The sequence below is a fragment of the Micromonospora sp. NPDC005161 genome (genome assembly GCF_053599855.1).
Map to the genome: position 1 here is coordinate 41,118 of NZ_JBSFYQ010000026.1, position 26,504 is coordinate 67,621.

A 26,504-nucleotide genomic window follows, 5' to 3' on the forward strand; every position below is an offset into this window, starting at 1 on the left:
CTTCCGGCGCCGCGGCCGGCTCAGGCCGTCGGGCGCTCCCGCTTCGGAAGCTTGGCGACGACCATGTCGTACGACGCGTCGACGGCCTCGGAGAGCTCCTCCTCGTCGATCCCGCCGTCCAGGCGCAGCGTGTTCCACCCGGACCGGCCGATGTAGGCCATCACCCGGGCGTCGTCGGGGTGCCGGTGCAGCCACTCGTCGGCCACCTCGCGGGTCGGGCCGCACTTCACGCCGATGGTCGGGTTGCCGTCCCCGTTGCCGAGGAACGCGAAGATCCGGCTGCCCACCTTCACCACCTCGTCGCCCTCCCACGGCCGGTCCAGCCACGCTCCCGGCTTGGCAAGGCAGTACGCCAGCATCTCCGCGCGCTCCATGGTGCCTCCTCCCGGAATCGTCGTGCGCACAGTCTGCCCGCCCGGCCGCTGGTCGGCGCGCGCCGTGCCGGTCGGGTCGCCACCTCTGAGGGGGTGGCGGGGTCAGCCGGTCTGGTCGGCCGAGCGGGCGGCGACCCGCTCGTAACGCTGCCGGGCGGCCTGCGCGCTGCCCAGGCCCAGTCCGTACGCGATGGCCTGCCAGGTCAGCCCCCGGTCGCGGGCCAGCGTCAACAGGCCGGCCTCCAGAGCGTCCAGCTCCGCGCGGACGTGCGGCAGCAGGGTCAGCGCGGCGGTGAGGTCGGCGCCGTCGACCGGCTCCTCCGTGGGCTCGCGCTCGGCCCCGCCCGCGGCCAACGCGGTGACCAGGGCCACCGCCTCCCACGGATCCAGCACGTACGGGTGGGCCCAACGCACTCGTCGGGCTTCGGTGCCGGCGTGCCGCTCGCTGATCCGTCGCAGCGCCTCGTGGGTGCGGTGGGTGCGGGCGCGGGCCGGGTCCGGCGCGGTGAACGGGTCGTCCGTCGTCATACCCCGATCACAACCCATCAACGAGGCATTGTCAACAGGTTGTTGAAAGACCTGCGCCCGGCTGCGGCGACCGGGCGGTGGGCTGGGTACCGTCGGGCCATGGACCTGCTGCCCGGTGACCGTGACGCCGACCTGGCGACGCTGGCGGATCTGCTCGCCGGCCCGCTGCTGCCGGCCGCGCGCGGGCTGCTCGGCTGTCTGCTGCACGCCGGCGGGGTCACCGTCCGGATCACCGAGGTCGAGGCGTACGCCGGGACGGCCGGGGACCCGGCCTCGCATGCGCACCGCGGGCGCACCCCGCGCAACGCCGTGATGTTCGGGCCGGCGGGGCACACCTACGTCTACTTCACCTACGGCATGCACTGGTGCATGAACGTGGTCACCGGGGTCGAGGGGGAGGCCGCCGCGGTGCTGCTGCGCGCCGGCGCGGTGGTCGACGGGCTGGACACGGCACGGGCCCGCCGACCGGCCGTACGTCGGGACGTGGACCTGGCCCGGGGGCCGGCTCGGCTCTGCGCCACGCTCGGCATCGACCGCGCCGCGTACGGCGGGTACCTGCTCGGCGACGGGCCGGTCCGGTTGCGCCCTCCGGCGGGACCGGTGCCGGCGGAGGCGGTCGCCGCCGGTCCACGGGTCGGCGTGACCGGAGCGCACGACCTGCCGTGGCGGTTCTGGCTGGACGGCGACCCGACGGTCAGCGCGTACCGCCGGCACGTGCCCCGCGCCCGGCGCTGAGCGACTACGGCGTGTGCCCTGGCGAATCTGTCGGTGGGTGTGGCCATAATCACCGCACCTGCTCACCGACGGTTCGGAGGACGTCATGGCAACGCTGCTCGCGATCGGCACGGCCAAGGGATTGTTTCTCGCCACCAGCGCCGACGACCGGCGCAGTTGGGAGATCACCGGCCCACACTTTCCGATGACCGGCGTCTACGCGGTCGCGGTCGACACCCGCCGCCCCACCCCGCGGCTGCTCGCCGGGGTGACCAGCTCACACTTCGGGCCCAGCGTGGCCACCAGCGACGACCTCGGCGCCTCATGGGACGAGCCCGACCAGGCCCCGGTCGCCTTCCCGGCCGACACGGGCGCGACCCTCGGGCGGGTCTGGCAGCTGATGCCGGCCGGCCCCGACGAGCCGGACGTGGTCTGGGCCGGCACCGAGCCCTCGGCGCTGTTCCGGTCCACCGACGGTGGCCGCAGCTTCGAGCTGGTCCGTTCGCTCTGGGACCATCCGCACCGCCCCGAGTGGGGGGCCGGGTTCGGCGGCCAGGCCGTGCACACCGTGCTGCCCCACCCGCGTGACCCGGCTCGGCTGCTGGTCGCGATGTCCACCGGCGGGGTCTACCGCTCGGAGGACGCCGGGGCGAGCTGGGCGCCGGGCAACACCGGCATCCGCGCCTACTTCATGCCCGACGAGTGGCCGGAGTTCGGCCAGTGTGTCCACAAGGTCGCGCGGGACGCCGGCAACCCCGAGCGGCTCTACGCGCAGAACCACCACGGCGTCTACCGCTCCGACGACGACGGCCGCACCTGGTCCTCGATCGCCGACGGGCTCCCCAGCGACTTCGGCTTCGCGATGGTGTCCCACCCCGGGCGTGCCGGGACGGTGTGGACGTTCCCGCTGGTGGCCGACAGCGAGCGGTTCCCCACCGACCACCGCTGCCGGGTGTTCCGCTCCGCGGACGCCGGCGGCAAGTGGGAGCCGCTGTCGGTGGGGCTGCCCGAGGGCCCGTTCTACCCGGCGGTGCTGCGCGACGCGATGTGCGCCGACGACGCCACCCCGGGCGGGGTCTACTTCGGCACCCGCTCCGGCGAGGTCTACGCGAGTCGCGACGAGGGCGACTCCTGGTCGTTGGTGGCGGCGCACCTGCCCGACGTGCTCAGCGTCCGGGCCGCGGCGGTGTGAGGTGGTCACCGTGCTGCTGCCCGGTCCGCTGCGCGGCGAGGCCGGCGGCGCCAGCCGGTTGAGCGTCACCGCGGTCGGGACGCTGGGGGCGGTCCTCGACGAGCTGGCCGCCGACCACCCGCGGCTGGCCCGGCGGATCCGCGACGAGCGCGGCGAGTTGCGCCGCTACGTCAACGTCTACGTCGACGGGGAGGATTGCCGGCACTCCGGCGGGCTGGCCACCCCGGTCGGCGATGACGCCGAGGTGCAGGTGCTGCCCTCGGTCGCCGGCGGCTGAGCCGGCCGGGCGGCGGTCAGGCCAGGTCGTAGTCGAGCAGGTGGGCGTGGCCGCCGTCCGGGCCACCGATGATCTGCCCGCCGCCGCGCAGGCCACGCAGCTCGCCGGTGCCCGAGTCCGGCACCACGGTCCAGGCCAGGGCCGAGCCGTCGCTGCCCGCGGTGTGGTGCAGCACGAAACCGCCGACCCGGCCGGCGAGCGAGCCGGTGAACCGCTCGAACCCCACGTACGCCGCCGGCGTCTCCACCGGCGTGCGGCACATCAGGATCCGGGTGCGGCTGGTGCCCCTCGGCGCGTTCGGTCATGCCGACATCCTGTCCCCGAGTGGCTGACACCTTCCGTCACGTTCCGGGCGGCGTGACCGGCCGCGGACGTGACCGGCGCCACCGGGGAACCGTCCGCCAGCGGAATAGTTGCGCCGTCAAATAAGTTGTGCGCAATGTTCGGGTACCACGACGGACCCGGTAGTCACGCGAGGAGCTGGTCATGCAGTTCGGAGTCTTTACCGTCGGCGACGTCACGGTCGACCCGACCACCGGTCGGGAGCCGACCGAGCATGAGCGGATCAAGGCGATGGTCGCCATCGCGTTGAAGGCCGAAGAGGTCGGTCTGGACGTCTTCGCCATCGGCGAGCACCACAACCCGCCGTTCGTGCCCTCGTCGCCGACCACCATGCTCGGTTACATCGCGGCGCGTACCGAGCGGCTGTTGCTGTCGACCGCGACGACGCTGATCACCACGAACGACCCGGTGAAGATCGCCGAGGACTACGCGATGCTCCAGCACCTCGCCGACGGCCGGGTGGACCTGATGATGGGCCGTGGCAACACCGGCCCGGTCTACCCGTGGTTCGGCAAGGACATCCGCGCCGGCATTCCGCTGGCGATCGAGAACTACGACCTGCTGCGCCGGCTGTGGCGCGAGGACGTGGTCGACTGGAAGGGGCGCCATCGCACTCCGCTGCAGTCGTTCACCTCGACGCCGCGCCCGCTCGACGGGGTGCCCCCGTTCGTCTGGCACGGCTCGATCCGCAGCCCGGAGATCGCCGAGCAGGCCGCCTACTACGGTGACGGCTTCTTCGCCAACCACATCTTCTGGCCCAAGGAGCACACCCAGCGGATGATCGAGCTCTACCGCGAGCGGTACGCGCACTACGGCCATGGCTCCGCCGACCAGGCCATCGTCGGCCTCGGCGGGCAGGTGTTCATGCGGCGCAACTCGCAGGACGCGCTCCGGGAGTTCCGTCCGTACTTCGACAACGCCCCGGTCTACGGCCACGGGCCGTCGATGGAGGAGTTCACCCGGGAGACCCCGCTGACCGTGGGCAGCCCGCAGCAGGTCATCGACCGCACGCTGGGCTTCCGGGAGTACGTCGGCGACTATCAGCGGCAGCTGTTCCTGATGGACCACGCCGGGCTGCCCCTCAAGACGGTCCTGGAGCAGCTCGACCTGCTCGGCGAGGAGGTCGTGCCGGTGCTGCGCAAGGAGTTCGCCGCGCTGCGTCCGGCGCACGTGCCGGAGGCGCCCACGCACGCGTCGCTGGTCGCCACGGCGGGCGGCGCCAAGGACAGCACCGTCCACGCCGTCGACGACGTGACGGGCAAGGCGCCGGAGGTGGCGCGATGACCCACCGCACCCTGGCCGTGGTCTCCGCGGGGCTGAGCCAGCCCTCGTCGACCCGGCTGCTCGCCGACCAGCTCGCCGCGGCCACCCGCGACGAGTTGGTCCGGCGCGGCTCCGAGGTGGAGCTGCGCGTCGTCGACCTGCGGGAGTACGCCCACGACGTGGTGAACAACATGCTCACCGGTTTCCCGCCGACCGCACTGCGCGGGGCCATCGACGCGGTGACCGGTGCTGACGGGATCATCGCCGTGACCCCGATCTTCAGCGCGTCGTACAACGGGTTGTTCAAGTCCTTCTTCGACGTGCTGGACGCCGAGTCGCTGGTCGACCGGCCGGTGTTGATCGGGGCCACCGGCGGCACCGCCCGGCACTCGTTGGCGCTGGAGCACGCCGTCCGCCCGATGTTCAGCTACCTGCGGGCGGTCGTGGTCCCCACGGCGGTCTTCGCCGCCCCGGAGGACTGGTCCGACGGCACCGCCGACGGCGCGCTGCGGGCCCGGATCAGACGTGCGGCCGGGGAGTTGGCCGACCAGGTCGAGCGCCGGCTACCGGCTACCGGCCCGGCCGACCCGTTCGCTCTCACCACCGACTTCCTGCAGATGCTCGGCCGGGCCGACGACGCCCCGGTCACCCCGCCCGGTCGTACGGGTGCGCCACCAGCACCGGGCAGTGCGCGTGCTGGATCGCCGCCTGACTGACCGAGCCGAGCAGCATTCCGATGAATCCGTGCCGGCCCCGGGTGCCCACGACCAGCAGCGACGCGGTGCCGCTGGCCTCGATGAGCCCCTGGGCCGGCCCGGCCGCCCGGACCGGATGTTCTCGCACCAGCAGGCCGGGATGCTCCGCCCGAACGGTGAGGGAGGCGTCGGCCAGCAGCCGTACCGCCTCGGCCTGGTACGCGGCCTGAGACTCCTCCACCCCGTCCGGCACCGACCGGTCGCCGGCCGCCGGGCTGACATGCACCAGCACCAGCGGGACCTCGCGACGTGCCGCCTCGTCGGCGCCGTACCCCACGGCGAGCCGGGATGACTCCGACCCGTCCACGCCGACCAGCACCGGCGCGTCCACCGGGATCGGCTGCTCATCCGGGCGCACGACCAGCACCGGGCAGTGCGCGTGCGCGGCCACCTGCGCGCCGACCGAGCCGAGCAGCAGGCCGGCGAACCCGCCAATCCCTCGGCTGCCCACCACGACGAGCTCGGCCCGGCGGGATTCCTCGACCATCGTCGCGCCGGGGCCGCCGGCGATCTGGCGCACCTCGACGGTGAGGCCGGGCCAGCGGTCGGTCAGGTCGGCCGCCGTCCGCTCCAACATCTTCTGCGCCTCCTCGGAGGGCGCCGGCACCCCGAGGTCGTACGGGTTGAGCGGCACGCCGTACCCGAGTGGGTGCAGGTAGCCGTGCACCAGAAGCAGCGGCCGGGCCCGGAGCAGGGCGGCGCGGGCCGCGTGCTCCGCGGCGACGAGGCTGGACGGGGATCCGTCCACACCCACCACGACAGGTCGGTTCATCGGCACTCCCAGGGTCGGTCAGGTCATTGTCGACCGCGCACCACCGCCGCGGTGCAGGGACGCGCCGTCTGGCCGGCGCAGGACGCGGTGTCACGCCCGGTCCGGCGTGGGTCCGCGCCGGCCGGGAAGGGGCCGGCGCGGACGAGGGAACAGCGGAAGGATCCCGCCTCGTCCCACCCTCCCGCCGCGGAATCACGCACGGCAGAGGCGTTGCGCCCGTGGTGCCCGGGACCAATGGCCCTCGCGCCGTGTACCCGGAAGGAGTCGGATGGAGCAGGGACCGGCGATGGCCGCGACGGAAGGGACCGCACCATGACCCCACTGGATCTGCTCCGGGAGCATCCCTTCCTGGCCGGCCTGCCCCAGGAGTGGCTGCCGAGACTCACCGGGTACGCCCGACCGGTGGTGTGGCACCCCGGGCACCGGGTGTTCCGCGCCGGACAGCCGGCCGAACGGTTCTGGCTGATCTCCGGTGGAGAGGTGGCGCTGGACTTCCCGGTGCCCGGTCGGGGCGACGTCGGCATCGAGACCATCGGCGCGGGCGGAGTGCTCGGCTGGTCCTGGATCTTCCCGCCGTACCGGTGGCAGTTCGGCGCGGTCGCGGTGCGCCGCACCACGACGCTCGAGTTCGCGGCTGAGGGTGTTCGGCGGCTGATCGAATCCGATGATGCCCTGGCTCGGCAGGTCAACCTCCGGTTCATGGCCGTCGTGGTGGACCGCCTCCAGGCGTCGCGGGGCCGACTGCTGGAGCTGTACGGCTACCCGAGTCAGTAGACGCACCGGTCCGCAGGTACCCCCGCCGGACGGTACGGTCGGCGGGCCGGAGGTCCCGCCGCGTACCCTCGCCCGATGACCTCCGACGTGCAGCTGCGCCCGGTCCGCGAGGACGACCTCGTCGAGTTCTTCCTGCACCAGCAGGATCCGGAGGCCAACCGGATGGCCGCGTTCGGCCCCGTCGACCCGTCCGACCACCGCGAGTTCGCCCGGCACTGGGCGCGGGTGCTCACCGACCCGGCGAACCGGGTCCGCACCGTCGAGGTCGCCGGCGAGGTGGTCGGCCACGTCACCGCCTTCCCGGTGGGTGACCGCACCGAGGTCAGCTACTGGATCGACCCGACCCGCTGGGGTCGGGGTTACGCCACCGCAGCCCTGGCCGCCCTGCTGCGCGAGCTGCCCCGGCCGGTGTGGGCCCGCGCCGCCAAGGACAACGCCGCGTCGCTCGCGGTGCTCCGCAAGTGCGGCTTCGTGGTGGTCGCCGAGGACTCGGGGTACGCCAACGGCCGCGGCGCCGAGGTCGAGGAGTGGCTGCTGGAGCTGCCCGCCGACGCCCCTGAGCAGGGTGGGCACTAAGGCGTGTTGCATAAGCCGGTCAGAGCCACTCGGTGATGATCGTGATGTCCGGCTGGCCCGGGTCCAGGTCGGCGCATCGGCGGATGAGCTTGGGGCTACTGAGCCCGGTCATCGAGTCGCACAGCGCCGGGTCGGCGTCAACGAGGACGGCTTTGAGCTGGTTGATGGCCTGCGCTCGTGATTTGGTGGCCGAGGCTTTGGCCAGCTTGAACAGCCGTATCCGCTCGACATGGCCGTCGCCTGCCTTCGCGAGGGCGGTAGCTCTGCCGGAAAGGACTGCTCGAGCTGCTGCTTCGGCATCGATGGCGTCGGTCTTGCCGCGGCGGCGCCGGGCCTCGGTGAGGCCTGCGCCCTGCCGCGTCAGCTCCCGATAGGTCCGGCCTGTATCCGGCGGTGGTGGGAAGCGTCTGACGTCCGGTGTCGGGCAGGCTGGCGAACAGGTGTGGGTACGGCGGGGTGCCGCACAGGTCGAGCGCGAGGGCCTTCAGTCGCCGCGATGCTACTTGCGCACGAGCATCGAAAAGCGAGATCATCACGCATGCTCGACCCCTCGCCCGAGGACGACCGGGCTTCACCGACGGTTTCTACGCCGGATTTCGTGGGTCGTGATCGGGAGCTGGCGGCGCTCAGGGCCGCCTTGGCCCGGCCACCGGCGATCGTGCTGGTAGAGGGCGAGGCGGGGATCGGGAAGAGCCGACTGCTGCGAGAGTGGTTGGCCGCGCCGGACCAGCGCACTGCCTTGGTCTCGGTGTGCCCACCGCTTCGCGAGTCGCTGACGTTGGGGCCGATCGTCGACGCGTTCCGTGGGATCGACCGCCCGGTGTCGCGATTGCCGCTCACCGAGCTTGCGGGTGCGTTACGGCCCCTGTTCCCTGAATGGTCCTCGGACCTGCCGCCCGCACTGCCGCCCTTGGACGATGCGAAGGCGGCACGGCATCGCCTGTTCCGCGCCCTGGACGAGCTGCTGCGGGCCCTGCGTGTCGACGTTCTCGTGCTCGAGGACGCGCACTGGGCCGACGAGGTGACCTTGGAGTTCCTGCTGTTCGTCACCTCCCGACAGCAATCGGACGGGCCGAGCCTCGTGATCTCCTATCGGCCGGAGGAGGTGGACGTCGGATCGCTGTTGCTGCGGCTGACGTCCCGGTTGCCTGCTGGCGTGACCCAGCTGAGGATCGCCCTGGCGCCGATGCGACCCAACGACACGGCAGCGCTGGTGTCCTCGATGCTGGACGGCAACCCGATATCGCAGGAGTTCACGACGTTCATGCACGAGCGGACCGGTGGCGTTCCTCTGGCGCTGGAGGAGTCGGTTCGCCTCATGTGCGACCGCGCCGACCTGGTCTTCCGCGACGGACAGTGGGTCCGGCTGAAGCTGCGCGAGCTACAGGTGCCGCCAACGGTGCGCGACTCCACCCGGGAGCGGGTGGGCCGTCTGTCGCCGACGGCGCAGCAGGTGTTGCGAGCCGCGGCGACGTTGGCTGAGCGGACATCGGTGGCCACGATCGCGGTGACCGCCGGTCTGTCACCAGCTGCGTGCCGCGGCGCTATCGCGGAGGCGGCCAACGCCGGCGTCCTGGACGGAGACGACCGCGGCCAGTGGCGATTCCGGCATGTGCTGGCCGCCACGGCTGTCTACGAAGCGATCCCGTTGACCGACCGCAGACACTTCCACCTGCTGGCCGGCCGGGCCTTGGAGGACATCCATCCGCCGCCTGTCGCACGCCTTGCCCACCACTTCCGTGAGGCGGGCGAGACGCAGTCCTGGGCGCGGTACGCCGAGCAGGGTGCCGAGCTGGCCATGGCCTCGGGTGACCACACCAAGGCGGTCGACTTGCTGGTCGATCTGTTGTCGTGGGCCGTGTTGCCGCCGACGGATCGGGCACGAGTCGCGCGCATCGCCGGAGTTGCCGCACTGGGCCGTCGTGAACCGGTCGACGAGGTCTACCACCGCGTGATCCGTACCTTGCGCTCGGTGCTGGAGACCCCCGGTCTCTCCGCCCGCCAGCAGGCCGAGATCCGCAACCCCCTGGGTCGGCTCCTGATCACCGGGGGTGAGGCGCAGGCCGCACTCAGCGAGCTCGAGCAAGCGGTGGCCAACCTCGACCATGACCCGGTCGAGGCGGCACGGGCAATGACCTATCTAGGATGGGCCTATGCGGGACCGTGGCCGGCGTCGACCCATCGGCGTTGGCTGGATCGCGCCGCTGAGCTCACCGCCGAATCCGATTCTCCCGCAGAGCGGCTGAACCTGGCCGGCAACCGAGCCGCTGCGTTGCTCATGCTCGGCGAAGAGGAGGCCTGGGACGTCGTCGCTGACCTGCCCATCGACGGCGCGACCTCGGCGGAGCGTCTCGACGTGGCCCGCATCCACGCAAATGTCGGGACCGGCGCACTGATCTGGGGTCGGTACGCCGACGCGGAAAAACACCTCGCCGTGGCCATGCGCCTTGCCGAGGCCGAGCAGGCGTCCCGACTGCAACACAACGTCCGACTCGAACAGGCCAACCTGGCGTGGCTCACCGGCCGGTGGGAGGGTCTCGCGGAGCGAAGCGCGGCACTCGCCGATGCCGACCGAGACCGGCCGGCGTACTACCTCGGCAGCATCCGCCTCGCGGCCCGGCTGGCAGCCGCAGCCGGACGGCGGCGCGCTGCGGAGGAGCAGTTCCGGCTGGTCCTCGAGGAGTCTGCCCGTCTCGGCGCAGCCGACGACACGATGGAGGCCGCCGCTGCGCTGGCCAGACTGTGGCTGACGGACGGAAACAGCGGCCGGGCGCTGCAGATCACGAACGAGCCGATGGACACCGTCCGGAGAAAAGGCATCTGGGTCTGGGCGACGGACCTCGTCCCCGCCCGGATTGAGGCGCACCTCGCCGCGGGCGACCTGAAGGCCGCTGCACGCCTGGGCGACCAGTTCGCCAGAGGACTGCGTGGCCGTACGGCGCCTGCGCCTCGCGCCGCCCTCACCGTATGCCGTGCTCTGCTGGTCGCCGCAGCCGGAGACCACGCCCGCGCGGCGACGGCATACGACCGGGCGGCGCGCGCCTGGAACGCGTTGCCGCGCCCCTACAACGCCATGCTCGCCCGCGAGCGTCAAGCCGAGGCGCTCATGGCGCAAGGCCAGATCGAACAGGGCCGAGAGCTGCTGGCCGCACAGTACGAGCAACTGTTCAGGCTCGGAGCCCGCGGCGATGCGGACCGTGTCGCACAGCGGCTTCGCGAACACGGCGCCGAGGTTCCGCGATTGTGGCGCGGCGGTCGACGGGGGTACGGCGACCGGCTCTCACCTCGTGAGCTCGACGTGGTCCGACTGGTTGTCGCCGGCATGACGAACCGGGAGATCAGCCGGATTCTGGCCAAGTCACCGGCCACGGTGGATCAACAGCTGCGTGCGGCGATGCGCAAGTTGAAGGTGACCTCCCGGACCGCGCTCGCGGTCAAGGCAGTGGAGGCCGGAGTGTTCGCAGAAGAGGACTCCCTCGACGACCCGTCGTGAAAATTGACGTATCCACTGGATAGCGACGGCCACTCGTCCCCCCGAGCATGACTCCATGTTCCATAGCCCTACGGCAATGCATGCCTGAGCGACCTGTCGCGCGTGACGACTCCGCCATCGAGCACCAGCCACCACCCGAGCTGTCCCGCGAGCCGCGCGTCAGCGCCCCCGACGCCCCCGACGCCCCCGACGCCGACGGTGCCGACGACCACAAGAACCACGACCCCTATCAACCCCTGTAGGTCAAAGGACCCATATGAGACTCAAAGCCCTCGCGGCTTCGCTGGCCGTAGCGGTCAGCCTGAGCATGATCTCGCCACCACCGGCGTCGGCCGCTGAGCCGGATCCCGGTGCGGCCGCCAGCAAGATCGCGTCGGACCTGAAGGGCCGCTTCCGCACGGAGCCGGTCTCCGACTTCTGGATCACGTTCGACACCAAAGCCGACCTCGGGCCGGCGAAGAAGATCGCCGACTGGACCACTCGCGGTCAGTTCGTCTACGACGCGCTGAAGGCCTCGGCCAAGGTCTCCGCGGCGTCCGTCTCCGCCGAGCTCGACGCGGCGGGCGTGAAGTACACGTCCTACCCGCTCGTCAACGCCGTGCTCGTCAAGGGCGGCACGCAGAAGCTCGCGCTCGACGTCGCCTCGGTCGGGCAGGTCGCCAAGATCCACGCGTCGCCACAGGTCGCGCTGGTCGAGCCCGTGGACGAGAAGAGCCCAGCTGACCAGGCTGCGCGCCCCGCCGCCCCGAAGGCCGCCGCCGAGGCAGGCACCGCCACATGGGGTCTGGACGCCATCCACGCCCCCCAGGCCTGGGCCATGGGAGCCACCGGTGCGGGCATCACCGTGTCCAACCTCGACTCGGGCGTCCAATTCGACCACCCCGCTCTGATGCACCAGTACCGCGGCACGAAGCCCGACGGCACCGTCGACCACAACTACAACTGGATGGCCACCCGGGGCACGTGCACCGGCGCACCGTGCGACGACAACGGACACGGCACGCACACCATGGGCACCATGGTCGGCGACGACGGCACCAACCACGTCGGCGTCGCGCCGGACGCGCAGTGGATCGCGACAAACGGATGCTGCGACAGCAACGGCGTCGAGTCGTTGCTCCAGTCCGGCTGGTGGTTGCTCGCCCCGACCGACGTCCAGGGGAACAACCCTGACCCGTCCAAGCGCCCCCACGTCATCAACAACTCGTGGGGCCAGACCGTCGAGCACAACTTCGACGACTTCTTCCAGGCCATCGACGAGGCCTGGAGCGCCGCGGGCATCTTCAGCGCCTGGTCATCGGGCAACACCACGCCGTACGCGGCCTGCGACACCGTCTCCTCGCCCGGCTCCGCCGAGAGTGCCTACTCCGTCGGCGCGTACGACTCGAGCGGCACGCTCGCGTCGTTCTCCCGCAAGGGCGAGGGTGAAGGTGGCCGGATCAAGCCCGAGATCTCCGCTCCGGGCGTCGCCGTCCAGTCGTCCTACCCGAACAACAGCTACACCGAGATGTCCGGCACATCGATGGCGGCTCCCCACCTCGCTGGCGCCGTCGCGGCGCTGTGGAGCTATGACCCGACCCTCATCGGACAGGTCGAGGAGACCCGCCGCCTGCTCGCCGAGTCGGCCGTCGACGTCGATGACACCGAGTGCGGCGGCACCGCCGCCTTCAACAACAAGTACGGCGAAGGCCGGCTCGACCTAGTCCGCCTGCTCGAGCTCGCGCCCCGGCAGGGCGGCACCCTCACCGGTGTTGTCACCGCCAACGGCGCCCCGGTCCCCGCCGCCGAGGTGACGATCAGCGGACCGTTCAGCCGGTCGATCGGAACCGACAAGGACGGCCGGTTCACGACAAACCTCCCGGTCGGCGACTACCAGCTCAGCACCAAGGTCTTCGGCTACCTGACCGCGACCGCCAACGTCACGATCTCCCTCGGCCAGGACACCTCCGTCAAGCTGCCGCTCACGGCCGCCGCGAAGCACGACATCAGCGGCAGGGTCGTCGACGACAAGAAACAGCCCGTCCCGAACGCCGACGTCTCCGTCAAGGACACGCCGCTGAAGCCGGTACGCACGGATGCCAACGGCGCGTTCACGATCGCCGCTGTCCCCGAGGGCGGGTACACGCTGAACATCAAGCCCAACGCCTGCTACTCGCCCACGACCGTCCCGCTGACCGTCGGCGCGCAGAACGAGTCGCGCGAGATCCCCGTCGGGCTCGTCGTCGACAAGGGCGGCTACAGCTGCGCCGTCTCCGAAGGCGAGTACCTGCGCGGCACCGACCCGGTCGCGTTCACCAGCGGCGTGTGGGCGACGGTGAAGCTGCCGTTCCCGATCGCGCTCTACAACGGCAGCCACGACACCCTCGGTATCAGCCTGCGCGGCGTGATCTCCCCGGACACCGGCACCGGACCCGGCAGCGGCGGTGCGGGCATCTTCCCGTTCTACGTCCAGACCCCCGTCGAGTTCGCCCCCGGCGGGGGAGTCTTCACGGCAGCCACCAAGGTCAACGGCGAGGACGCGTTCGTCGTCGAGTTCCGCAACGCCAAACTCTGGGCCTATCCGACCCGGTCGGAGTACACGGAGCCGGTCAACTATTCGGCCACGCTCACCCGCTCCGGCACGGTGATCTTCGGGTACGGCGACGGCATCGGGACCAACGACCTGGTGACCGCCGGCGCGCACGCCATCACCGGCATGCAGGGCTGGGCCGGCGTCGACGGCATCCGGTTCTCCGACAGCGCCCCGGTGCTGCACGACGAGATGATCGTCACCTACGACATGCCTGACTTCGGGTACCTCGACGCGACCGTCGTTGACCAGAACGACGGGCTGCCGGTGGCCGGGGCCAAGGTCTCTTTCACGAACAAGAATGGGCTCGTCGAGACCGTCACGACCAACGGCACCGGCATCGTGCATCGCCAGCTTCCGGTTGGCGACTACACCATGACGGTCGACGCGCCGAACTACACGACCGCGGCATACCCCTTCTCCCTCGACAAGCTCTACGCGAAGGCCAAGATCGACGCGCGTCTGACCACGAGTGTCGCCGGCCTGAAGGCTGACGGCCTCGACGCGCTGTTGGGTACCGACCAGAACGGTGTGGGCTCGCTGACGCTGACCAACAACGGTTCCGCCCCACTCACGTACAACCTGGGCGAGGCCGCGCGCCACCCTGACCTTGACGACGCCGGCGCCACCGGGCGCACCGGGAAGGGTGCGGCCAGCACGATCGACCTCACCACGTGGAAGGCCGGTGCGAGCGGCATGAAGCCGTCGAACGTCGACGGCAAGGCTGCGACGGCGAAGGCTGCGGAAGCACAGGCGGCCGGCAAGGTCGGCCCGACCTCCGGCGGGGACGTCATCACCCGGATCGCCATCCCGGGCACGATCGCTGAGAAGGAGCCCTCCGGCGTCGGGTACGACGGCGACGTCTGGGTCCACGACTACAACGCGCGGACCAACACCGCCTACAAGGTGACGGGCAAGCCGACCGGGAAGGTCTTCGACGCGTCGTGGAACCCCGCGTACCGGGCGTTCGACATGGCGCTCGACACCAAGACCGGTGACATGTGCCAGATGGAGGACAGCCCGGCCAGCTACATCCACTGCTTCGACCGGGAGACCGGGAAGGAGACCCGGCAGATCAAGGGTGACTGGTCCACGCTGCAGCTGACCGGACTCGCCTACAACCCGACGGAGGACGTGTTCTACGTCGGCGGCCGGGCGAACGGCATGATCGGCACGGTCGCCGGGACGTCGCACGACAATGCGGGTGCGCTGCTGTCCTTCTGCGCGCCGCCGCTGCCCGAGGTGATGGGCCTGGCCTACAACCAGGCGTCCGACACCATCTGGTACACGGACCTCACCTCGAACAGGCCCACCCGCCTGCTGCAGGTCGACCCCGACGACTGCTCGCTGGTGAACGCGTGGTGGTTCCCGGGCCAGAAGGTGAGCCAGGGCGGCGGCCTCGAGACCGACTCGACCGGGGCGCTGTGGGCCGCGGACCAGGTCGCCGACGACGTCGTGCTGGTCGACGTCGAGGACGACCTGATCACTGACCTGCCGTGGCTGTCGCTCTCCTCGGCCGGCGGCACCCTTGCCCCGGGTGAGTCGACGACCGTCAAGGTCTCGATCTCCTCAAAGGACGCCAAGCCCGGAGTCCTCGGCGCGAACATCGTGGTGAGGTCCGACTCCGGACGCCAGTCCAAGACCTACGTCCCCGTGACGCTCACGACCACGAAGTATCAGGTCGGCATCAACGCCGGCGGCTCAAAGTTCACCGATGGCTCCGGCTACACCTGGTCCGGCGACCAGGCCGCCGGCAAGAAGGCGTGGGGCTACGAGGGGAAGACGAAGGTCGCCTCCACGAAGGCCGGGATCGAAGGCACGACGGACGACGCCCTGTTCCAGTCGCAGCGCACCACGCCGGACAAGCAGCTGTTCTACAGCTTCCCCGACGCGCCCAAGGGCACCTACGCGATCGATCTCGGGTTCGCCGAGATCGAGAAGGTGGCCAAGGGCAAGCGGGTGTTCGACGTCCTCGTGGACGGATCGCTGACGGAGTACGCGTACGACACGGCCGCGGCCGTGGGGCCGAACGCCGCCGACTGGCGCACCGCCGTGGTGAAGCACGAGGGCGGTCCGCTGACCGTGGAGCTGCGGGGCTCGAAGGGCCTACGGGCCCCGACCATTGCCGCGCTGCGTGTGACGCTCGACCCGCGCGCAGACAAGGCGGAGCCGGAGCCCCAGCCCGAGCAGCCGGAGCCGGGCCCCGTACCGGTGGCCCCCGCCGGCCGCTCGTACTCGATGAAGGTGACCGACGGGCTCTACCGCCAGGGCACGGAGGTGTCCGGGTGGCACGGCGATGATGTCTGCGGCGTGCTGTGGTTCGACTCGAGCTTCCTGTTCCCGTTCTACGACACGGCCTGGGACGGCGTGTGCGTGACGACGAACGGCCAGCTGATCTTCGACCAGGCCAGCGCCGTGGGGAACAACACGGAGCTGCCGTCGCCATACGCCTTCGACGCGATCTATCCGCTCTGGGACGACCTGGTCGTCGACGACCAGGCGGACATCTACTTCGGCAAAACCGAGGTGGACGGGCTGGCCGCTGAGGTCATCGAGTGGCGCAACGCCACCTTCTACAGCGACCAGACGGCTCGCGTGAGCTTCTCGGTCACCCTGATCGAGGACGGACGGATCCAGATCGGGTACGGCGACGGCGTCGGCGGCGACAACCCCGTCAGTCGCGGATCGTCGGCGACGGTCGGGGTGGAGAGCCTGGCGCGCAACCCCGCCAGCCAGTACTCCTTCGACCAGCCCGTTCTGAAGGCTGGCCTGGGGCTGGAGTACACCCTCCCGGCGTCGGGCACGATCGAGGGCACGGTCACCGACGCGAACGACGGCAAGCCGATCGCGGGCGCGATCGTCACGCTCAGGGGGCCGAGCGGTGACCGGGTCATCACGGCCGACGCAAAGGGCCGGTGGAAGGCCCAGGCGCTGGTCGGCGAGAACACCGTGGAGGTCTCGACGCCGAACTATGTCACCGCCAGCCGCCCGGTGACCATCGCCAAGAAGGATCAGGCCGAGGTGATCGACACGGCGTTGACCGCGGGCGTCGCCACCGTCACCGGAGGTGACCTTGACTGGCTCGTCGGCCCGGACCAGAAGGCGACGGCCGACGTGACCGTGACCAACACCGGCTCCGCCCCGCTCGAGGTGCGGATCAGCGAGCAGAAACGCACCGGCGACGGCGGGCACGAGGCCGCCGACCTTCCGTGGCTGACCCTCACGGGCGCGGCCGCAACCGGCACGGTCAAGCTCGCGGTCGGCGAGTCCACCACGGTCACGGCGACGGCCGACAACGCCGACGTCGAGCCCGGCGTGCTCGTCGGGGACGTGCTCGTGGCGTCGAACGCCGGCAAGGGCGAAGCTCAGCTCAAGCCGGTCCGCCTGGCGACCTCCGCCTACTGGAAGGGCGTCGACGTGGGCGGGTCCGGGTACGTCGGTGCCGACGGCTTCGTCTGGTCGCCCGACCAGGAGGTCGGCTCGCGGCCGTGGGGCTACGTCGGCGGCAAGGCGCGTGCCACCAAGGCCGACATCGCCGGCACGGAGGACGACGCGCTGTTCCGCACCCAGCGGACCGGCGAGACGTTCAGCTACGTGTTCAAGAACGCGCCCGCCGGGAAGTACCGAATCGGCCTCGACTTCGCGGAGATCGAGAAGGTCAAGGCCGGCAAGCGTGCCTTCGATGTTCTGGTCGACGGCAAAGCCGTGCTCCACGACCACGACGTGCAGGCGAGGGCGGGTGCGCTGACCGCGGACGTGAACGCGGTCACCGTCGAGCACGCCGGTGGCGATCTGAAGGTCGAGCTTCGCCGCGAGATCGGCGAGGGCGACCCGATCCTCAACGCCCTGAAGGTCCAGGAGGACCCGCGCCTATGAGATAGCCAACCAATCCGCCAGCAGTGGTCAGAGCCTCCTCGGAAAGGATCGTCGTGGAGGCTCTGACCACGACTACCGGGTTTGCAGCTTTGGCCCGTACTCGCGCACTTGTAGTCTCACCAGGTGAACTGGTTGGATCTGGTCGGCTGGGCCGGCTCTGCGGTGCTGGTCTGGTCTCTGCTGCAGTCACGCATCCTGCGGCTGCGCGGGCTCAACCTCGTCGGCTGCCTCGTGCTGATCGGTTACAACGCCGCGATCGAGGTCTGGCCGATGGTCGGGCTGAACATCGTGCTCGCGGTGATCAACATCTGGTACCTGCGCGGGATGCTGGCCACCCGGCACGACGAGCAGACCTACCAGGTGGTGGAGGTTGGCGTCGGCGACCAGTTCCTGGCGCACACACTGCGGGTGCACGGGCCGGACATCGCCCGGTTCAATCCCGACTTTCGCTGGAACCCGGATGCCCCGGGACGCTCCGCGTTCCTGGTGGTCACCGCCGACGAGGTGGTCGGGGTGGTGCTGTCGCACGCCGAGGCCCCCGGGGTCGCCCAGATAGACCTGGACTACGTGACCCCGAAGTTCCGCGACTTCACGCCCGGCGAGTTCGTCTACCGGCGCAGTCGCCTCTTCACCGAACGCGGCTTCCACCGCGTGGTCAGCCCGCCCGGGATGGTCGCCCCCTACTACCACCGGCTCGGCTTCCGCCCCGACGGCGACTCGTACGTCCTGGACCTGCCCGCGCCATCGGGGGCCGAACCGGCCTAGCCTGATGGGGGCGGAAAACCTCCAGACGGAGTCGGATGGTTTCCGGCTTCTGACCGCCGTCGGCGTTGCCTAGCGTCGTTCCTATGATCGAACTACGTGAGCTGACGAAACGCTACGGCGGCCGGGTCGCCGTCGACGGGCTGAGCGTCCGGGTGCAACCGGGGGTGGTGACCGGCTTCCTCGGCCCGAACGGATCCGGCAAGTCGACGACGATGCGGATGATCCTCGGCCTGGATGCCCCGAACCACGGCGAGGCACTGATCGGCGGGGTCCGGTACCCGGACCTGAACTGGCCGTTGAAGACGGTCGGCGCGCTCCTCGATGCCGGGGCCTTCCATCCCGGCCGCAGCGCCCGCGCGCACCTGACCGCGCTGGCCGCGAGCAACGACATCTCCGGCTCCCGCGTCGAGCAGGTGTTGCGCATCGTCGGGATGTCCGACGCGGCAGCGCGGCGTGCCGGTACGTACTCGCTCGGCATGCGCCAGCGGCTCGGCGTCGCCGTGGCCCTGCTCGGCGACCCGGGCGTCCTCCTGCTCGACGAGCCGGTCAACGGGCTGGATCCGGAGGGCATCCGCTGGATCCGGGACCTGCTGCGCGGACTCGCCGCCGAAGGCCGGACGGTGTTCGTGTCCAGCCACCTGATCGCCGAGATGGCGCTGACCGCCGACCGGCTGGTGGTCATCGGTCGCGGCCGGCTGCTGGCCGAGACGACCGTCGCCGAACTCGCCGCCGGCGACGACAGCCTGGAGGACGCGTTCTTCCGGCTCACCGCACAGGCCACCGACTATCGCGGAGTGGGAGCGTCATGAACAGGTACGGATTCCGGCACGCGGTCCGGATGGAGCGGATCAAGCTGAGCAGCGTCCGGTCGACGTGGTGGTTGGCGATCGCCGCGGTGGTCTCGATGGCCGCGGCCGGGGTCGGGGTGGGACTCGGGTACCGATCGCACACCCCGGTCGCCACCGCCGCCCAGATCCTGAACAACAGCCTCGGCGGCGCCATCGTGGCCCAACTGCTCCTCGGAGCGCTCGGCGTCCTGGTGGTGACCGGCGAATACGGCAACGGGATGATCCGCTCGACGTTCGCCGCCGTCCCGCGGCGTCGGATCGTCCTGGCCGCGAAGGTCGCCGTGTGCGGCGGCGCGGCCCTCACCGTCGGCCTGGTCGCGAGCTTCGCCGGCTATCTGGGCGGGCAGCTCGCGATCCGCGGCACCGCCATCCCGGCCGCATCCCTCGCAGACCCGGCGATCCTACGCGCGGTCGTGTTGACCGGCGTCTACCTGGGCGTCACCGCGCTGATCGGGGTCGGCATCGGGACGATCGTGCGGCACTCCGGCGCCGCGATCGGCACGCTGTTCGGTCTGATGTTCGTGCCGATGATCGTGGCCGGCCTGTTCGGTGAGAGCGGAATCCAGGTCGGCCGCTTCGTCCCGCTGTTGATGCTGCTCAACTCGATCGCGGTGACCTCGCCGGTACCCGGGCTGTTCTCCAGCTGGATCAGCGCGCTGCTCATGTGCGGGTACGCGGCGGTGGCGATTCTGTGCGGCGGCGTCCTGCTCCGCCATCGCGACGCGTGACGAGCGACAATGGGGCTGATGACCGCGCTGCGTGCTCCGTTCACCACACTGGCCCTGCGTCGGGCGGTGTTCTGCGTCGTCGGCGTGCTCAGCGCGGCCGCGGTGCTGAGCGTGCCGGCGATCGTGCCGGCCCTGGGCGTCCTCATCCTCTGGGCGACCGGAGCCATGTCCAAACAGCCCGCACCTGCCGTCGCACCGATGTTCCTGGTCCTGTTTCCGGTCACCATCGTGCTCCTGGTCGTGCTGGCCGCCCCGATCGGGCGCGCGATGGCAGCCGTGCATCGCTCACTCGCCGGCCGGCTGCTCGACGTGCACGTGGACGCGCCGCCGCCCCGGCCCTCGAAGCGGATCAGCGCCGTGGTCTCCGACGGACCGGGCTGGCGCGCCGTCGGTTACGGCCTGCTCAAGGTGCCACTGGCCATCCCGGAGGGCTACGGCGCGTTCTGCTACGTGTTCGGCCTGGTCAACCTCAGCTACCCGGTGTGGTGGCCGCTGTTTCGCAACCACCCGGCCGGAACGCGCCTCGGACCGGTGTGGGCGCTGACGCCGTTCGGCGCCATCGGTACGCGGACGTTCACCGGAACGTTCCTCATCGCCGCGGCCGGCCTCGCCATGCTGCTGGTCGCACCGTGGTTGATGCGGGCCGGTACGAACCTGGACCTTGCCGCGATGCGACGGCTGCTCGGTCCGCGTCGGCTCGCCGAGCGGGTACGCGAACTGCAGGTCACCCGGGCCCGCGCGATCGACGACGCGGCCGCGATGATGCGCAGACTGGAACGGGACCTGCACGACGGCGCGCAGATCCGGCTGGCCACGCTGGCGATGAACCTCGGCATGGCGACCGAGAAGCTCGGTGTCGACGGCCCGCCACCCGACCTCCCACAGGCCCGCGAACTGGTCGCGCTCGCCCACCGCGGAGCGAAGGATGCCCTCGCCGACCTGCGCGACCTGGTGCGTGGGATCCACCCGCCGGTCCTCGACAACGGTCTCGGCGACGCGCTGGCGACGCTCGCGACGAGCAGCGCCATCCCGGTCGCGGTGAACGTCGAGCTGCCCGACCGCCCGGCGCCCGCGATCGAGACCGTCGCCTACTTCTGCGCCTCCGAACTGCTCGCGAACGCGGCCAAACACAGCCGGGCGACCCGTATCGGGCTCGGCGTCGTCCGATCCGGCGAGCAACTGATGTTGACCGTCACGGACGACGGCATCGGCGGGGCGAACCCGGACGGCCCCGGCCTGTCCGGCCTGGCCCGCCGCATCGCCGTCGTGGACGGCCGGATGCGTGTACACAGTCCGACCGGTGGTCCGACCCGGGTCGAGATCCAGCTGCCCACACACGTGTGAACGGAGGCGACGACATGCGGGTGGTGATCGCGGAGGATGCCGCGATGATGCGCGAAGGGCTGGTCCGGCTGCTCACCGACCGCGGTTTCGAGGTGTGCGCGGCGGTGGCCGACGCGGATGCGTTGCGGTCCGCGATCGCCACCAGCATGCCGAACGTAGCCATCATCGACATCCGGATGCCACCGACGCACACCGACGAGGGACTGCGCGCCGCGATCGACATCCGACGCGACCATCCCGACGTCGGTGTGTTGATGTTCTCCCAGTACGTGGAGACCCGCTACGCGACCCGCCTGCTCGCCGACCGGCCGACCGGCGTCGGATACCTGCTCAAGGACCGAGTCGCCGACGTCGCCGATTTCGTGGACGCGCTGACCCGCGTGGCATCCGGCGGCACCGCGCTGGATCCGGAGGTGGTCGGCCACCTGATGCGGGCCGGGCAGCACACGGCCGGGGTGGCGTCGCTGACCCCCCGCGAGCGCGAGGTGCTGTCGCTGATGGCCGAGGGACGATCCAACGCCGGAATCGCGGCGGCTCTTGTCATCACCTCCGGAGTCGTGGAGAAGCACGTGGCGAACATCTTCGCGAAACTCGGTCTGCCGTCCTCGGAGAGCGACAACCGCCGCGTCCTGGCCGTCCTCCGCCACGTCGGCGGCGGCTGATGCTGAGCTCCTGCGCTCATGACCGCCCGGGGCAGGATCGGCCGGCCGGTGCTGATCGGCGCCACCGGTGGCACCGCCCGGCACTCGCTCTCCCTGGAGCACGCCGTGCGGCCCATGTTCAGCTACCTGCACGCCGTGGTGATGCCCACCGCGGTCTTCGCCGCCCCGGAGGACTGGTCCGCCGGCAGCGCGGACGGCGCGCTGCGGGCCCGCATCGACCGCGCCGGTCGCGAGCTGGCCGAGCAGGTCCGGCAACGCCCGCCGGCGGCCGGCCCCGCCGATCCGTTCGCCCTCACCACCAGCTTCGAGCAGCTGCTCAACCGCACCGAGTCCTGACCACCGCCGCACCCGCCGGGGCGTCCACCCCGGCGGGCTGCGGTCACCTCTCGTGGCGGTGGACGACCAGCACCGGGCAGTTGGCGTGCTGCACCACCGCCTGGCTCACCGAGCCGAGCAGCAGACCGGCGAAGCCGCCCCGCCCCCGCGAGCCGACCACCAGCAGCCCGGCCTGGCCGCTCGCCTCGATGAGCGCCTGCTCCGGCGCTGGCGCCCGGACCGGACGTGGCCGCGTTCGGCCCGGCGGACCCGGCCGACCACCGGGAGTTCGCCCGGCACTGGGCGCGGGTGCTCACCGACCCGGAGATCCTGGTCCGCACCGCAGAGGTCGACGGGGCGGTGGTCGGCCACGTGAGCGCCTTCCCGGACGGCGAGCGCACCGAGGTCACCTACTGGATCGACCCGGCCCGCTGGGGGCGGGGCCACGCCACCGCGGCCCTGGCCGCGCTGCTGCGCGAGCTGCCGCAGCGGCCGGTGCACGCCCGCGCCGCCAAGGACAACGCCGCATCCCTCGCCGTGCTCGGCAAGTGCGGCTTCGTGGTGGTTGGCGAGGACCACGGGTACGCCAACGGCCGCGGCGCCGAGGTCGAGGAGTATTTGCTGGAGCTGCCCGCCTAACGGGTCCGACCGGTGGCCAATGCCTCAGCCAGGGCCGAGCGCCAGTCCGCCAGCGGCCGCAGGTTCGCCGCACGCCAGCGGTCGTGGCCCAGGACGCTGTACGCCGGACGGGGCGCGGACCGCCGGTAACCGTCGCTGGTTGTCGGCCGGATGCGGTCCGGGTCGAGGCCGCGCAGGTCGAACACGGCGCGTGCCAGGCCGTACCAGGTCGTCTCGCCCGAGGCGGTGCCGTGGTAGACGCCGGGGGCGGCGTGGCCGGCCAGCGCCGCGCCGGTCAGCGCGACGAGCTGCTCCGCCAGCCGGTATGACCAGGTGGGTTGCCCCCGCTGGTCGTTCACCACGTCGAGCCGCTCGCGTTCCCCGGCGAGCCGCAGCATGGTCGCGACGAAGTTGGGCCCGTGCGCGCCGTAGAGCCAGGCGGTGCGCACGACGTAGCCGGCGTCGGGGAGCAACCGGGTCACGGCGAGCTCTCCGACGAGTTTGCTGCGCCCGTACGCGTTGACCGGACAGGTCGGGGCGTCCTCCGGGTACGGCTCGGTGGCGTCGCCTCGGAAGACGTAGTCGGTGGAGATGTGGATCATCCGCGCCCCGGTCGCGGCGCAGGCGCTGGCCAGGTTGGCGACCGCGTCGCCGTTGACGGCGGTGGCGGCCTGCTCCCGGGCTTCGGCCCCGTCGACGTCGGTCCACGCCGCGGTGTTGATCACGAGGTCGTGCCCGGCGACGGCGTCCCGCACCGCGTCCGGGTCGGCGATGTCGAGGTCGGCGCGGGTGGTGGCGGTGACCGACAGGTCGTCCCGCGGCCGCAGCGCGGCCAGCAGATCCCGCCCCAGCATGCCGCCGGCGCCGGTGACCAGCAGGCGACTCACGCGGCGACGGCCGGCCTGTTGGCCGCCTTCAGCGGCGCCCACCAGGCCCGGTTGTCCCGGTACCAGCGCACGGTCTGCGCCAGACCGCGCTCGAGGTCGATGCTGGGGGCGTACCCTAGCTCTTCGCTGATCTTGGTGATGTCCAGCGAGTAGCGGCGGTCGTGGCCCTTGCGATCGACGACCGGTACGACCCGGTCCCAGCCGGCGCCGCACGCCTGCAGCAGCCGGCCGGTGAGTTCCTTGTTGGTCAGCTCGGTGCCGCCGCCGATGTTGTACACCTCACCCGCACGGCCCTTGTGCTGGACCAGCGCGATGCCTCGGCAGTGGTCGTGCACGTGCAGCCAGTCGCGGATGTTCCCGCCGTCGCCGTAGAGCGGCACCGTGCCGCCGTCGAGCAGGTTGGTGACGAACAGCGGGATGATCTTCTCGGGGAACTGGTACGGCCCGTAGTTGTTGGAGCAGCGGGTGACCACCACGTCCATGCCGTGGGTGCGGTGGTAGGACAGGGCGAGCAGGTCGGAGCCGGCCTTGGAAGCCGAGTACGGGGAGTTCGGCGACAGCGGCCAGGTCTCTGTCCAGGAGCCCTCGTCAATGGAGCCGTACACCTCGTCGGTGGAGACGTGCACGAACCGCTGCGTGCCGTGCCGCAGTGCGGCGTCGAGCAGGGTCTGGGTGCCGAGCACGTTGGTGACGACGAACGGCGCGGCGCCCTCGATGGAACGGTCCACGTGGGACTCGGCGGCGAAGTGGACGATCACGTCATGGTCGGCGACGACCTCGTCGACGAGGGCACTGTCACAGATGTCACCCGGCACGAGCCGCAGCCGTCGGTCATCCCGCACCGGCGCCAGGTTCTGCCGGTTTCCGGAGTAGGTCAGCTTGTCCAGCACCGTGACGGCGGTCGGCTCGACCTGCGGGTCCCTCGGGCCGGTGCTGCCCGGCGCGGCCAACAGCATGCGCACGTACTCCGACCCGATGAATCCGACTCCGCCGGTGACCAGGATTCTCACGGGTGACTTCCTTCCGTCGAGGCGGGCGTCGTACCGGAGGTCCGGCCGGCCAGCTGGGACCGGCAGGTCGGGTAGTCCGGGAGCTGGCCCGCTGCCCGCGCTTCGGCCAGGGTCGGCGCCGTGGCATCCCGCGCCGACAGCAGCGGCGCCTCGGTCGGCCAGCTGATCGCCAGCTCCGGGTCGAGCGGGTGCACGGCGTGCTCGGCGGCTGGGTTGTACCTGGTGGAGCAGAGGTAGCTGAGGGTGGCATCGTCGGTCAGCGCGCAGAAGCCGTGTCCCAGGCCCTCGCTTAGGTAGACCGCGCGACGGTCGTCGTCGTCGAGACGGACCGCCTCCCACCGCCCGAACGTCGGCGAGCCCATTCGGACGTCCACCACCACGTCGATGACCGCCCCCCGGACGCACGTCACGTACTTGGCCTGGCCGGGGGGCACGTCGGCGAAGTGGATGCCACGGACGACGCCGTGCGCGGAGATCGAGAGGTTGGCCTGGGCGAGCCGCAGCGGATGGCCGACCACGGCGGCGAGCCGGTCGGAGCGGTACCACTCCAGGAACAACCCGCGCGGATCGCCGTGCTGCTGCGGGCTGATCTCCCAGGCCCCGTCGATGCTCAACGGCCGGATCTTCATCGGCGTACCTCCCGGCGGTGGTGCTGGTCCAGCAGGCCGAGCAGGTAGTCGCCGTATCCACTCCTGGACAGTGGCTCGGCCAGCGTCCGCAGCTGGTCGTCGTCGATCAGGCCTGCCCGCCAGACGACCTCCTCGACGCACCCGATCTTCATGCCCTGGCGCTCCTCGATGACCCGGACGAACTCGGCGGCCTGCATCATTGACGTGAAGGTGCCGGTGTCCAGCCAGGCGGTGCCCCGGTCCAGCACTGTCACGGACAGCTCGCCCAGCTCTCGGTAGATCTCGTTCAGCGCTGTGATCTCCAGCTCGCCACGGGCGCTGGGCGTGAGCTTGCGGGCGAAGTCGACCACCCGGTTGTCGTAGAAGTACAGCCCGGGCACGGCGTAGCGGGACTTCGGCCCCGCCGGCTTCTCCTCGATCGAGAGCACTCTGCCGTCGGCGTCGAAGTCGACCACTCCGTACGCCCCGGGGTCAGCCACCTGGTAGGCGAAGATCCGACCGCCGACGAGGTCTCCGTGACCGGCGAGCTGCCGGCCGAGCCCGACGCCGTGGAAGATGTTGTCGCCGAGCACCAGGGCCACGGATTCGGCGCCGATGAAGTCGGCGCCGACGAGGAAGGCCTGCGCGATTCCCTGCGGGCGTGGCTGTACGGCGTACTCCAGCCGCAGCCCCAGTTGGGCCCCGTCACCGAACACGCGACGGAACTGGTCCTGATCCTCGGGTGTGGTGATCATCAAGATCTCGCGTACGCCCGCCATGATCAATGTGGACAGGGGGTAGTAGATCATCGGCTTGTCGAAGATTGGCATGAGTTGCTTGGACACTGCACGGGTGATCGGCCACAGCCGCGTTCCGGTGCCGCCGGCGAGAAGTATTCCGCGCATGGCGCGAGGCTACCGGCCGCGAAGGGTCACCTGGGGACCGGAAACCGAACGATTCTGACAACGTCCGAAAGTGTCACCGCCGCCTCGTTCGGTTGACCAGGGCAACTGGACGGCCATTGTGAAACGCCGGTTCGGTATGCGGTCGGCCGCCAGTCAGCGCGTGCGTAGTCGGCAATTCGACTTTGGCTCAGAAATGCCGAACACGATGCTGGCGCATTGAGTCCGTGGTCAGCATGCTCACCTCAGTCGGTCCCGCCTACGCCTCTGGGAAGGGGATCCCGGACGCATAGTCTTCGCGGGTACCACCAA

The 26,504-nt window shown here is 70.9% G+C and carries 24 protein-coding genes and 3 pseudogenes; 17 read left to right on the forward strand and 10 right to left on the reverse strand.

Features of this window, described 5'->3' with window-relative positions; genetic code table 11:
* Positions 1 to 20: 20 nt before the first annotated feature.
* Both ACWD5O_RS23450 and ACWD5O_RS23455 read right to left on the reverse strand, forming a co-directional pair.
* Positions 21 to 374 (reverse strand): MmcQ/YjbR family DNA-binding protein, encoded by a 354-nt coding sequence (locus ACWD5O_RS23450; protein ID WP_210917209.1) that lies wholly within the window; start codon positions 372 to 374, stop codon positions 21 to 23.
* 102 nt (positions 375 to 476) lie between these two features.
* Positions 477 to 902: a DNA-binding protein gene (locus ACWD5O_RS23455; protein WP_450086561.1), complete on the reverse strand. Its 426-nt coding sequence runs from the start codon at positions 900 to 902 to the stop codon at positions 477 to 479.
* Positions 903 to 1,001: 99 nt separating this feature from the next.
* Between ACWD5O_RS23455 and ACWD5O_RS23460 the strand changes: the two genes are divergently transcribed.
* The 3 genes from ACWD5O_RS23460 to ACWD5O_RS23470 all read left to right on the forward strand — a co-directional run bounded on the left by ACWD5O_RS23460 (position 1,002) and on the right by ACWD5O_RS23470 (position 3,085).
* Entirely contained in the window at positions 1,002 to 1,637 is a 636-nt protein-coding gene (locus ACWD5O_RS23460) for a DNA-3-methyladenine glycosylase (RefSeq protein WP_450086562.1), read from the forward strand.
* Positions 1,638 to 1,722: 85 nt separating this feature from the next.
* Positions 1,723 to 2,808, forward strand: a complete 1,086-nt coding sequence (locus tag ACWD5O_RS23465) for a WD40/YVTN/BNR-like repeat-containing protein (RefSeq protein WP_354964276.1) — start codon at positions 1,723 to 1,725, stop codon at positions 2,806 to 2,808.
* Between the two features lie 10 nt (positions 2,809 to 2,818).
* Positions 2,819 to 3,085, forward strand: coding sequence for a ubiquitin-like small modifier protein 1 (locus tag ACWD5O_RS23470; protein WP_450086563.1), 267 nt, complete (start codon positions 2,819 to 2,821; stop codon positions 3,083 to 3,085).
* A 16-nt stretch (positions 3,086 to 3,101) separates the two neighbouring features.
* On the opposite strand, the pseudogene ACWD5O_RS23475 reads toward ACWD5O_RS23470, so the two are convergent.
* A pseudogene (locus tag ACWD5O_RS23475) lies at positions 3,102 to 3,362 on the reverse strand (DUF3224 domain-containing protein); the annotation flags it as partial.
* 209 nt (positions 3,363 to 3,571) lie between these two features.
* On the opposite strand from ACWD5O_RS23475, the gene ACWD5O_RS23480 reads away from it, so the two are divergent.
* Entirely contained in the window at positions 3,572 to 4,711 is a 1,140-nt protein-coding gene (locus ACWD5O_RS23480) for an LLM class flavin-dependent oxidoreductase (protein WP_450086564.1), read from the forward strand.
* Complete coding sequence (locus tag ACWD5O_RS23485) at positions 4,708 to 5,406, forward strand: FMN reductase (RefSeq protein ID WP_450086565.1); 699 nt, start codon at positions 4,708 to 4,710, stop codon at positions 5,404 to 5,406. Before ACWD5O_RS23480 ends, ACWD5O_RS23485 begins: the two co-directional genes overlap by 4 nt.
* Here the strand turns inward: ACWD5O_RS23485 and ACWD5O_RS23490 are convergent.
* Positions 5,336 to 6,217, reverse strand: coding sequence for a universal stress protein (locus ACWD5O_RS23490; protein ID WP_450086566.1), 882 nt, complete (start codon positions 6,215 to 6,217; stop codon positions 5,336 to 5,338). The genes ACWD5O_RS23485 and ACWD5O_RS23490 overlap by 71 nt on opposite strands.
* 312 nt (positions 6,218 to 6,529) lie before the next feature.
* Here ACWD5O_RS23490 and ACWD5O_RS23495 point away from each other — a divergent pair, with 312 nt between their 5' ends.
* Together ACWD5O_RS23495 and ACWD5O_RS23500 are read left to right on the forward strand one after the other, a co-directional pair.
* The gene (locus tag ACWD5O_RS23495; RefSeq protein ID WP_450086567.1) at positions 6,530 to 6,991 is read left to right on the forward strand and encodes a cyclic nucleotide-binding domain-containing protein; all 462 of its coding nucleotides are present in this window, start codon (positions 6,530 to 6,532) and stop codon (positions 6,989 to 6,991) included.
* Between the two features lie 75 nt (positions 6,992 to 7,066).
* The gene (locus ACWD5O_RS23500) at positions 7,067 to 7,567 is read left to right on the forward strand and encodes a GNAT family N-acetyltransferase (RefSeq protein WP_450086568.1); all 501 of its coding nucleotides are present in this window, start codon (positions 7,067 to 7,069) and stop codon (positions 7,565 to 7,567) included.
* A gap of 196 nt (positions 7,568 to 7,763) precedes the next feature.
* On the opposite strand, the pseudogene ACWD5O_RS23505 reads toward ACWD5O_RS23500, so the two are convergent.
* Positions 7,764 to 7,931, reverse strand: a pseudogene (locus tag ACWD5O_RS23505) (hypothetical protein); the annotation flags it as partial.
* A gap of 174 nt (positions 7,932 to 8,105) precedes the next feature.
* Here ACWD5O_RS23505 and ACWD5O_RS23510 point away from each other — a divergent pair.
* The 9 genes from ACWD5O_RS23510 to ACWD5O_RS23550 all read left to right on the forward strand — a co-directional run bounded on the left by ACWD5O_RS23510 (position 8,106) and on the right by ACWD5O_RS23550 (position 22,188).
* Positions 8,106 to 11,060, forward strand: coding sequence for an ATP-binding protein (locus ACWD5O_RS23510; protein WP_450086569.1), 2,955 nt, complete (start codon positions 8,106 to 8,108; stop codon positions 11,058 to 11,060).
* 80 nt (positions 11,061 to 11,140) lie between these two features.
* Positions 11,141 to 11,302, forward strand: a complete 162-nt coding sequence (locus ACWD5O_RS23515; protein WP_450086570.1) for a hypothetical protein — start codon at positions 11,141 to 11,143, stop codon at positions 11,300 to 11,302.
* A gap of 14 nt (positions 11,303 to 11,316) precedes the next feature.
* On the forward strand, positions 11,317 to 17,505 hold the full coding sequence (locus ACWD5O_RS23520) for a S8 family serine peptidase (RefSeq protein WP_450086571.1): 6,189 nt from the start codon (positions 11,317 to 11,319) through the stop codon (positions 17,503 to 17,505).
* Positions 17,506 to 17,628: 123 nt separating this feature from the next.
* Positions 17,629 to 18,270, forward strand: coding sequence for a hypothetical protein (locus ACWD5O_RS23525; protein WP_354964286.1), 642 nt, complete (start codon positions 17,629 to 17,631; stop codon positions 18,268 to 18,270).
* A gap of 83 nt (positions 18,271 to 18,353) precedes the next feature.
* Positions 18,354 to 19,079, forward strand: a complete 726-nt coding sequence (locus ACWD5O_RS23530) for an ABC transporter ATP-binding protein (protein WP_354964287.1) — start codon at positions 18,354 to 18,356, stop codon at positions 19,077 to 19,079.
* Complete coding sequence (locus ACWD5O_RS23535) at positions 19,076 to 19,846, forward strand: ABC-2 transporter permease (protein ID WP_387325611.1); 771 nt, start codon at positions 19,076 to 19,078, stop codon at positions 19,844 to 19,846. The genes ACWD5O_RS23530 and ACWD5O_RS23535 overlap by 4 nt, the downstream gene beginning before the upstream one ends.
* Before the next feature lie 18 nt (positions 19,847 to 19,864).
* Positions 19,865 to 21,190 carry a sensor histidine kinase gene (locus ACWD5O_RS23540; protein ID WP_354964289.1) on the forward strand — a complete coding sequence of 442 codons (1,326 nt, stop codon included), beginning with the start codon at positions 19,865 to 19,867 and terminating at the stop codon, positions 21,188 to 21,190.
* Between the two features lie 14 nt (positions 21,191 to 21,204).
* Entirely contained in the window at positions 21,205 to 21,852 is a 648-nt protein-coding gene (locus ACWD5O_RS23545) for a response regulator transcription factor (RefSeq protein WP_354964290.1), read from the forward strand.
* Positions 21,853 to 21,870: 18 nt separating this feature from the next.
* A complete protein-coding gene (locus ACWD5O_RS23550) occupies positions 21,871 to 22,188 on the forward strand; it encodes an NAD(P)H-dependent oxidoreductase (RefSeq protein ID WP_354964291.1) in 318 nt (105 codons plus the stop codon).
* Between the two features lie 43 nt (positions 22,189 to 22,231).
* Here ACWD5O_RS23550 and ACWD5O_RS23555 read toward each other — a convergent pair.
* Positions 22,232 to 22,432: pseudogene (locus ACWD5O_RS23555) on the reverse strand (universal stress protein); the annotation flags it as partial.
* Between ACWD5O_RS23555 and ACWD5O_RS23560 the strand changes: the two are divergent.
* Positions 22,414 to 22,806 carry a GNAT family N-acetyltransferase gene (locus ACWD5O_RS23560; protein WP_354964292.1) on the forward strand — a complete coding sequence of 131 codons (393 nt, stop codon included), beginning with the start codon at positions 22,414 to 22,416 and terminating at the stop codon, positions 22,804 to 22,806. The pseudogene ACWD5O_RS23555 and the gene ACWD5O_RS23560 overlap by 19 nt on opposite strands.
* On the opposite strand, the gene rfbD is transcribed toward ACWD5O_RS23560, so the two are convergent.
* From rfbD to rfbA, 4 genes are read right to left on the reverse strand one after another with little or no spacing between them, the layout of a single operon-like run.
* Positions 22,803 to 23,672 carry a dTDP-4-dehydrorhamnose reductase gene (gene rfbD, locus ACWD5O_RS23565; protein WP_450086572.1) on the reverse strand — a complete coding sequence of 290 codons (870 nt, stop codon included), beginning with the start codon at positions 23,670 to 23,672 and terminating at the stop codon, positions 22,803 to 22,805. The genes ACWD5O_RS23560 and rfbD overlap by 4 nt on opposite strands.
* The gene (gene rfbB, locus ACWD5O_RS23570; protein ID WP_450086573.1) at positions 23,669 to 24,682 is read right to left on the reverse strand and encodes a dTDP-glucose 4,6-dehydratase; all 1,014 of its coding nucleotides are present in this window, start codon (positions 24,680 to 24,682) and stop codon (positions 23,669 to 23,671) included. The genes rfbD and rfbB overlap by 4 nt, the downstream gene beginning before the upstream one ends.
* Entirely contained in the window at positions 24,679 to 25,311 is a 633-nt protein-coding gene (gene rfbC, locus ACWD5O_RS23575; protein ID WP_354964295.1) for a dTDP-4-dehydrorhamnose 3,5-epimerase, read from the reverse strand. Before rfbC ends, rfbB begins: the two co-directional genes overlap by 4 nt.
* Positions 25,308 to 26,195 carry a glucose-1-phosphate thymidylyltransferase RfbA gene (rfbA, locus tag ACWD5O_RS23580; RefSeq protein WP_354964296.1) on the reverse strand — a complete coding sequence of 296 codons (888 nt, stop codon included), beginning with the start codon at positions 26,193 to 26,195 and terminating at the stop codon, positions 25,308 to 25,310. The genes rfbC and rfbA overlap by 4 nt, the downstream gene beginning before the upstream one ends.
* Positions 26,196 to 26,504: the final 309 nt, after the last annotated feature.

Coding starts and splice junctions, on each gene's coding strand:
- ACWD5O_RS23510 (WP_450086569.1), top strand. CDS start 8,106: ATGCTCGACCCCTCGCCCGAGGACGACCGGGCTTCACCGACGGTTTCT.
- ACWD5O_RS23465 (WP_354964276.1), top strand. CDS start 1,723: ATGGCAACGCTGCTCGCGATCGGCACGGCCAAGGGATTGTTTCTCGCC.
- ACWD5O_RS23460 (WP_450086562.1), top strand. CDS start 1,002: ATGGACCTGCTGCCCGGTGACCGTGACGCCGACCTGGCGACGCTGGCG.
- ACWD5O_RS23490 (WP_450086566.1), bottom strand. CDS start 6,217: ATGAACCGACCTGTCGTGGTGGGTGTGGACGGATCCCCGTCCAGCCTC.
- ACWD5O_RS23485 (WP_450086565.1), top strand. CDS start 4,708: ATGACCCACCGCACCCTGGCCGTGGTCTCCGCGGGGCTGAGCCAGCCC.
- rfbC (WP_354964295.1), bottom strand. CDS start 25,311: ATGAAGATCCGGCCGTTGAGCATCGACGGGGCCTGGGAGATCAGCCCG.
- ACWD5O_RS23520 (WP_450086571.1), top strand. CDS start 11,317: ATGAGACTCAAAGCCCTCGCGGCTTCGCTGGCCGTAGCGGTCAGCCTG.
- ACWD5O_RS23480 (WP_450086564.1), top strand. CDS start 3,572: ATGCAGTTCGGAGTCTTTACCGTCGGCGACGTCACGGTCGACCCGACC.
- ACWD5O_RS23540 (WP_354964289.1), top strand. CDS start 19,865: ATGACCGCGCTGCGTGCTCCGTTCACCACACTGGCCCTGCGTCGGGCG.
- rfbA (WP_354964296.1), bottom strand. CDS start 26,195: ATGCGCGGAATACTTCTCGCCGGCGGCACCGGAACGCGGCTGTGGCCG.
- ACWD5O_RS23500 (WP_450086568.1), top strand. CDS start 7,067: ATGACCTCCGACGTGCAGCTGCGCCCGGTCCGCGAGGACGACCTCGTC.
- ACWD5O_RS23545 (WP_354964290.1), top strand. CDS start 21,205: ATGCGGGTGGTGATCGCGGAGGATGCCGCGATGATGCGCGAAGGGCTG.
- ACWD5O_RS23515 (WP_450086570.1), top strand. CDS start 11,141: ATGCCTGAGCGACCTGTCGCGCGTGACGACTCCGCCATCGAGCACCAG.
- ACWD5O_RS23550 (WP_354964291.1), top strand. CDS start 21,871: ATGACCGCCCGGGGCAGGATCGGCCGGCCGGTGCTGATCGGCGCCACC.
- ACWD5O_RS23530 (WP_354964287.1), top strand. CDS start 18,354: ATGATCGAACTACGTGAGCTGACGAAACGCTACGGCGGCCGGGTCGCC.
- ACWD5O_RS23455 (WP_450086561.1), bottom strand. CDS start 902: ATGACGACGGACGACCCGTTCACCGCGCCGGACCCGGCCCGCGCCCGC.
- ACWD5O_RS23535 (WP_387325611.1), top strand. CDS start 19,076: ATGAACAGGTACGGATTCCGGCACGCGGTCCGGATGGAGCGGATCAAG.
- ACWD5O_RS23495 (WP_450086567.1), top strand. CDS start 6,530: ATGACCCCACTGGATCTGCTCCGGGAGCATCCCTTCCTGGCCGGCCTG.
- ACWD5O_RS23450 (WP_210917209.1), bottom strand. CDS start 374: ATGGAGCGCGCGGAGATGCTGGCGTACTGCCTTGCCAAGCCGGGAGCG.